General features: G+C 66.0%; 2 protein-coding genes. Both read right to left on the reverse strand.

Annotation, left to right across the window (positions count from 1 at the left end):
• Positions 1 to 1,083: beta-ketoacyl synthase N-terminal-like domain-containing protein (locus NL1_RS35570; protein WP_174553522.1), on the reverse strand; the 1,083-nt coding region annotated here is incomplete at its 3' end.
• Between the two features lie 35 nt (positions 1,084 to 1,118).
• The gene (locus tag NL1_RS35575) at positions 1,119 to 5,261 is read right to left on the reverse strand and encodes a type I polyketide synthase (RefSeq protein ID WP_162272803.1); all 4,143 of its coding nucleotides are present in this window, start codon (positions 5,259 to 5,261) and stop codon (positions 1,119 to 1,121) included.
• Positions 5,262 to 5,349: the final 88 nt, after the last annotated feature.

Consider the following 5,349-nt stretch of genomic DNA (forward strand, 5'->3'; position numbering starts at 1 on the left):
ATAAGTCGCCAACAACGCCTCAGCCTCGATCGGATCACCCAACCGAGTACCAGTGCCATGCGCCTCCACCACATCGACAGCACTCGCAGGCAACCCGGCATTCGCCAACGCAGCACGAATCACCCGCTGCTGCGACGGACCATTCGGCGCAGTCAAACCATTCGACGCACCATCCTGATTCACCGCCGAACCACGCACCACCGCCAACACCTCATGCCCCAAACGGCGCGCATCCGAAAGACGCTCCAGCAGAAGCATTCCCACACCCTCGGACCAACCCGCACCATCAGCCGCTGCAGCGAAGGACTTACACCGCCCATCCGGAGACATCCCGCGTTGACGCGAGAACTCCACGAAGAGCCCGGGCGTCGCCATTACCGTCACGCCACCGGCCAGTGCCATCGAACACTCGCCCGCCCGCAACGCCGCCACGGCTTGATGCAGGGCCACCAGCGACGAGGAGCACGCGGTGTCCACCGACACCGCCGGACCCACCAAACCCAAGACGTATGCCACCCGCCCGGAGGCCACGCTCGCGGCGCTACCGTGGCCGAGGAAGCCCTCGAATCCCTCGGGAACCGAACCCAGCCGCAACGCGTAATCCGCGTACATGATTCCGGTGTAGACGCCGGTGTTGCTGCCGCGCAGACTGATCGGGTCGATCCCCGCATGTTCGATCGTCTCCCAGGCGGTCTCCAGCAACAGCCGCTGCTGCGGGTCTATCGACAGTGCTTCGCGTGGGGAGATCCCGAAGAAGTCGGCGTCGAAATCGGCAGCGTCGTAGAGGAACCCGCCTTCGCGCGCGTAGCTCTTGCCGAGCGCGTCCGGATCCGGATCGTACAGATCCTCCGGCCATCCGCGGTCGATCGGCATCGCTGCAACCGCGTCCACCCGATCGGAGACCAAGCGCCACAACTGGTCCGGAGAACCCACACCGCCGGGGTACCGACAACCCATACCCACAATGGCGATCGGCTCGCTCAGACGGCCCTCCAGCTCACGCACTCGGCGCCGCGCACTGCGGAGTTCGGCGGTGGTTCGCCGGAGGTATTCGACCGTCTTCGCTTCAACATTGTCAGTCATCTTGTTCCAGTGCCTTCTACCGAACCCGGTGCGGATCAGTACGATTCGAGTTCGTCGTCGATGATCGAGAACAATTCCTCGGCGCTCGCCGCGGCGAGCGCCTGCTCATCCGCGATCGGTTCGTCGAAGTCCTGACCTGCCCGAGAACGCAGCAGCAGATCTTCGAGCCGGGCAATGACGTTCGCGCGTTCGATCGAGTCGGCCGACTCCTTCAACACGGCAGCCGCGAACGTCTCGAACTCCTCGGACAGGGACTTCGCCCGGCTCGTCGACGGACCGCGCTCGATGAGCATGTCGTCGATGCGGTCGGCCAGCGCACTGACCGTTGGGTAGTCGAAGACCAAGGCGGCAGGCAGCTTGATTCCGGCCCACCGGCTCAACCGATTACGCAGTTCGACCGCGGTGAGCGAATCGAATCCCAGGTCCTTGAAGGCGCGCTCACTGCCGATGTCGGAGGTGTCATCGTGTCCGAGCACCGCCGCGACCTCGACCGTGATCAGCTCGGTAAGCAGACCGATACGCTCCTGCGCCGCCAATCCCGCGAGCCGCCGCTGCCATCCCCCGGTGTCCGCAGTGCCCAGGGTTACCCGTCGCCGGGCTTTCGTACGAAGCAGATCGGTGAATACCCCGCGAACCCCGTTGTCGCGCAGAACCTTCAGATCCAGTCGTGCCGGGACGAGGGTGGCCGCGGATGCCGCCAGCGCCCGATCCAGCAACTGGTGTCCCTCTGCTCCGCTCATGGCGACCAAGCCGCCACGCTTGATGCGCGCGTGATCACCGGCCCGCAAGTGCTCCGACATTCCCGACGCCTGCTCCCACCGGCCCCACGCCAACGAGGTTGCAGGCAACCCCAACCGGCGCCGGTACGACGCCAATCCATCCAGGAATGCATTACCCGCGGCGTAGTTGCCCTGGCCCGGCGAACCCAGGATTCCCGACACGGATGAGTACAGGATGAATCCACGCAGATCCAGATCCCGGGTCAGCTCGTGCAGGTGCCAGGCGGCATCCACCTTCGGCGCGAGCACCCGCCGCAACTGGGCGTCGGTCAGCGAGGTGATGACCCCGTCGTCGAGGACACCGGCGGCATGGACCACCACCCGCACCGGGAATTCCGGATCGACACCGGCCAATACCGCTGCCAACTGCGCACGATCGGCGACGTCACAGGCCGCCGCCAGCACTGAAGCCGCACCCGCCGCGAGCAATTCGTCGCGTAGTTCGGCGAACCCCTCGGCCGCAGCACCGCGACGGCTTACGAGCAGGACCCGTCGCACGCCATGGGTCGTGACCATATGCCGGGCCAGCATCGAGCCCAAGGCCCCCGAGCCACCGGTGATCAGCACCGTACCGTCGCGATCCCACATCGGCGACATACCCTCGGCGAGTCCATCACTCGGGACCGCGACCCGCGCTAGGCGCGGCACACTCACCTGCCCGGCGCGGAGAACCAACTGCGACTCACCACCGTCCAGCGCGGCGTCGAGCGCCCGCCACGACTCCGGCGAACCGTCGGTGTCTACCAGCACGAACCGATCCGGATTCTCCGACTGCGCCGAACGCACCAGACCCCATATCGACGCACCCGCCAACCCCGACACCGAATCGACCGCAGCATCGGTATCGAGCGCACCGATTCCGGAAGCGTTGCGAGTCAACACAACCAGTCGCGAATCCGCCACCCGAGACTCGGACAACCAAGCTTGCAGCAATCCGAGCACTTCGTCGGCCTGACGGTACACACCCTCGACCACCGGCTCACCCGAAGGCACGGCAATCGGGACCAGTACTACCGACGGCGCCACACCACCGGCATCCAACTCCGCGGTCAATGCCGCCAAATCCGGCAACCAGCGGCCATCGGACAGCTCCAGAGTCCGATTGCCCTTGTCGCCCAGGAATATCCATGCCGAACGGTCCCGACCCTGCGGCTCCGGCCGAGTCTGCGCGACCCATTCCAACTCGTACAACGAATCCGTCACGCCACCTGCAGCACCGCGCAGCAAACTCTCCGGAACAGGCCGCATCGTCAGCGCGTCCACGCTCGCGATCGGCGCATCGTGCGCATCGACCAACCACACCGATACACCACCCTCGGCAACCGGCGCGATACGCACACGCGCGTACTCGGCACCGGTGGAGTACACCCGGACTCCGTGCCAGGCGAAGGGCAACCCGGCTTCTCCCGCGTTCTCTCCGATGCCGGGCAGCATGGCGTGCAGGGCGCTGTCGAGCAGGGCCGGATGCATCAGGAACCCGTCTGCCGCACTACCCGGCTCCGACGGCAATCCGATCTCGGCGAATATCTCGTCCTCGCGCCGCCACACTCGCCGCAGACCCTGGAACACCGGACCGTACCAATAGCCGTAATCGGCCACCTGGTCGTACGCGTCGACGACATCGACCTCGATGGCGTCGATCGGCGGCCACGCACCCAAACCCACTGGGGTGCTGGTCATTCCACGGTCGGTCGCCAGGACCGCACTGGCGTGCAGCACCCACTCCCCAGCACCGGACTCATCGGAATCCGGGCGTGTGTGCACACTGGCCTCGCAGCGACCGTCGGCTTCGGGCTCACCCACCGCGACCCGCACCTGCACCGCGTCCGCGGACACCAGTAACGGTGTCACCAGTGAAAGCTCTTCGAGCATCGTGCACCCGACTCGATCACCCGCAGCGAGAAGCATTTCCACGAATCCGGTCCCGGGCAGCAAAGCCACATCGGCCACCTGGTGATCGGCCAGCCAGGCATGTGACCGCAAGGACAACCTACCGGTCACGACCACGCCGCCGCCGGGCAGCTCGACCACCGCGCCGAGCAATGGATGCTCGGCCGTGTCCACTCCCAGCGCACCCGCATCCCCGGCACCGGCCACCGACTCCAACCAGAACCGCTTGTGCTGGAACGCATACGTCGGCAATCCCACGCGCCGCACGCCACGATCGGCGAACAGCTCAGCCCAGCGCACATCCACACCGGCGACGAACAACTCCGCCGCGGACCGCACGATTCGAGACATGCCTCCGTCGCCGCGACGCAGCGATCCGACGATCGCGGCGGTCACCTCGCGCTCGTCCGCGATCTGTTCGATGCCCGTCATGAGAACCGGGTGCGGGCTGGATTCGACGAATGCGGTGTACCCGTCCGTCAGCAAGGCGTGCACGGCCTGTTCGAATCGCACCGGCTCCCGGCAGTTGTCGTACCAGTAGGCCGCGGTGAGTTCGGTCCCGGCGACAATGCCGCCGGTTACGGTCGAGTACATGGGGATGGCGCTCGCGCGCGGCGCGACCGATGCCAGCGTGGTCAGAATCGACTGTTTCAGCGGCTCCACGGTCGGTGAGTGCGAGGCGACCGTCAGCGGCACAATGCGTGCCCTGATACCACCGGCTTCCATATCCGATACCAAGCGCGTCAGTTCTGCGAGTCCGCCGCTGACCGATACCGACGACGGTCCGTTCACACCGGCGAGCCAGAGCGCGTCGTAGTGCTCCAGACGTGACACGATCTCGGCTTCCGACAGCGAAATCGCCGCGATGGCACCGTGACCGGCGAGCTCTTCGTAGAAGATCCGGGAGCGCTGCACGATTATCATGGCCGCGTCCTCGAGCGAGAGGGCTCCTGCCACGCAGGCGGCCGCGACCTCGCCTTGCGAACTTCCCACCACCGCGGCGGGGACGACGCCATACGAACGCCACAGCTCGGCAAGCGACACCATGACGGCGAAAAGGACCGGTTGCAGCACATCGATCCGATCGAGGGATGCGGCGGCCTCGGTTCCGCGCACCGCATCGAGCAGCGACCATTCGACCAGGGGATCGACGACCGCCGCACACTCGGCCATTCGGGTGGCGAAAGCCGGTGCGGTGTCGAGCAATTCAGCAGCCATGCCCTGCCATTGCGAGCCCTGTCCTGGGAAAACGAAGACAGTTTCGGCGATCGCGGTATCGGCTGACCCGCGCAGTGCGCTGTCGTGCGGACGCTCGTCTCGAACCGCTGCCAGCCCTGCCAGCAACGACTCCCGGTCCGCACCGATCACCACCGCACGGTCGTCGAATACCGTGCGTGAACTCGCGAGCGTCCAACCGATATCGGCTGGATCCACCTCCGGCCGTTCCTGCACATGGGTCAGCAGGCGGTCCACTTGATCGACCAGCGCTGCAGCGGATTTCGCCGACACCACCCACACGTGGGGCTGACCCGACCCGACGAAAGTTCCGGGCACCTGCCCCGAAACAGGCTCGATCGGAGCTTGTTCGAGGATGACG

Origin of the sequence: Nocardia lijiangensis NBRC 108240, assembly GCF_001613045.1 — a bacterium.
GTDB lineage: Bacteria > Actinomycetota > Actinomycetes > Mycobacteriales > Mycobacteriaceae > Nocardia > Nocardia lijiangensis.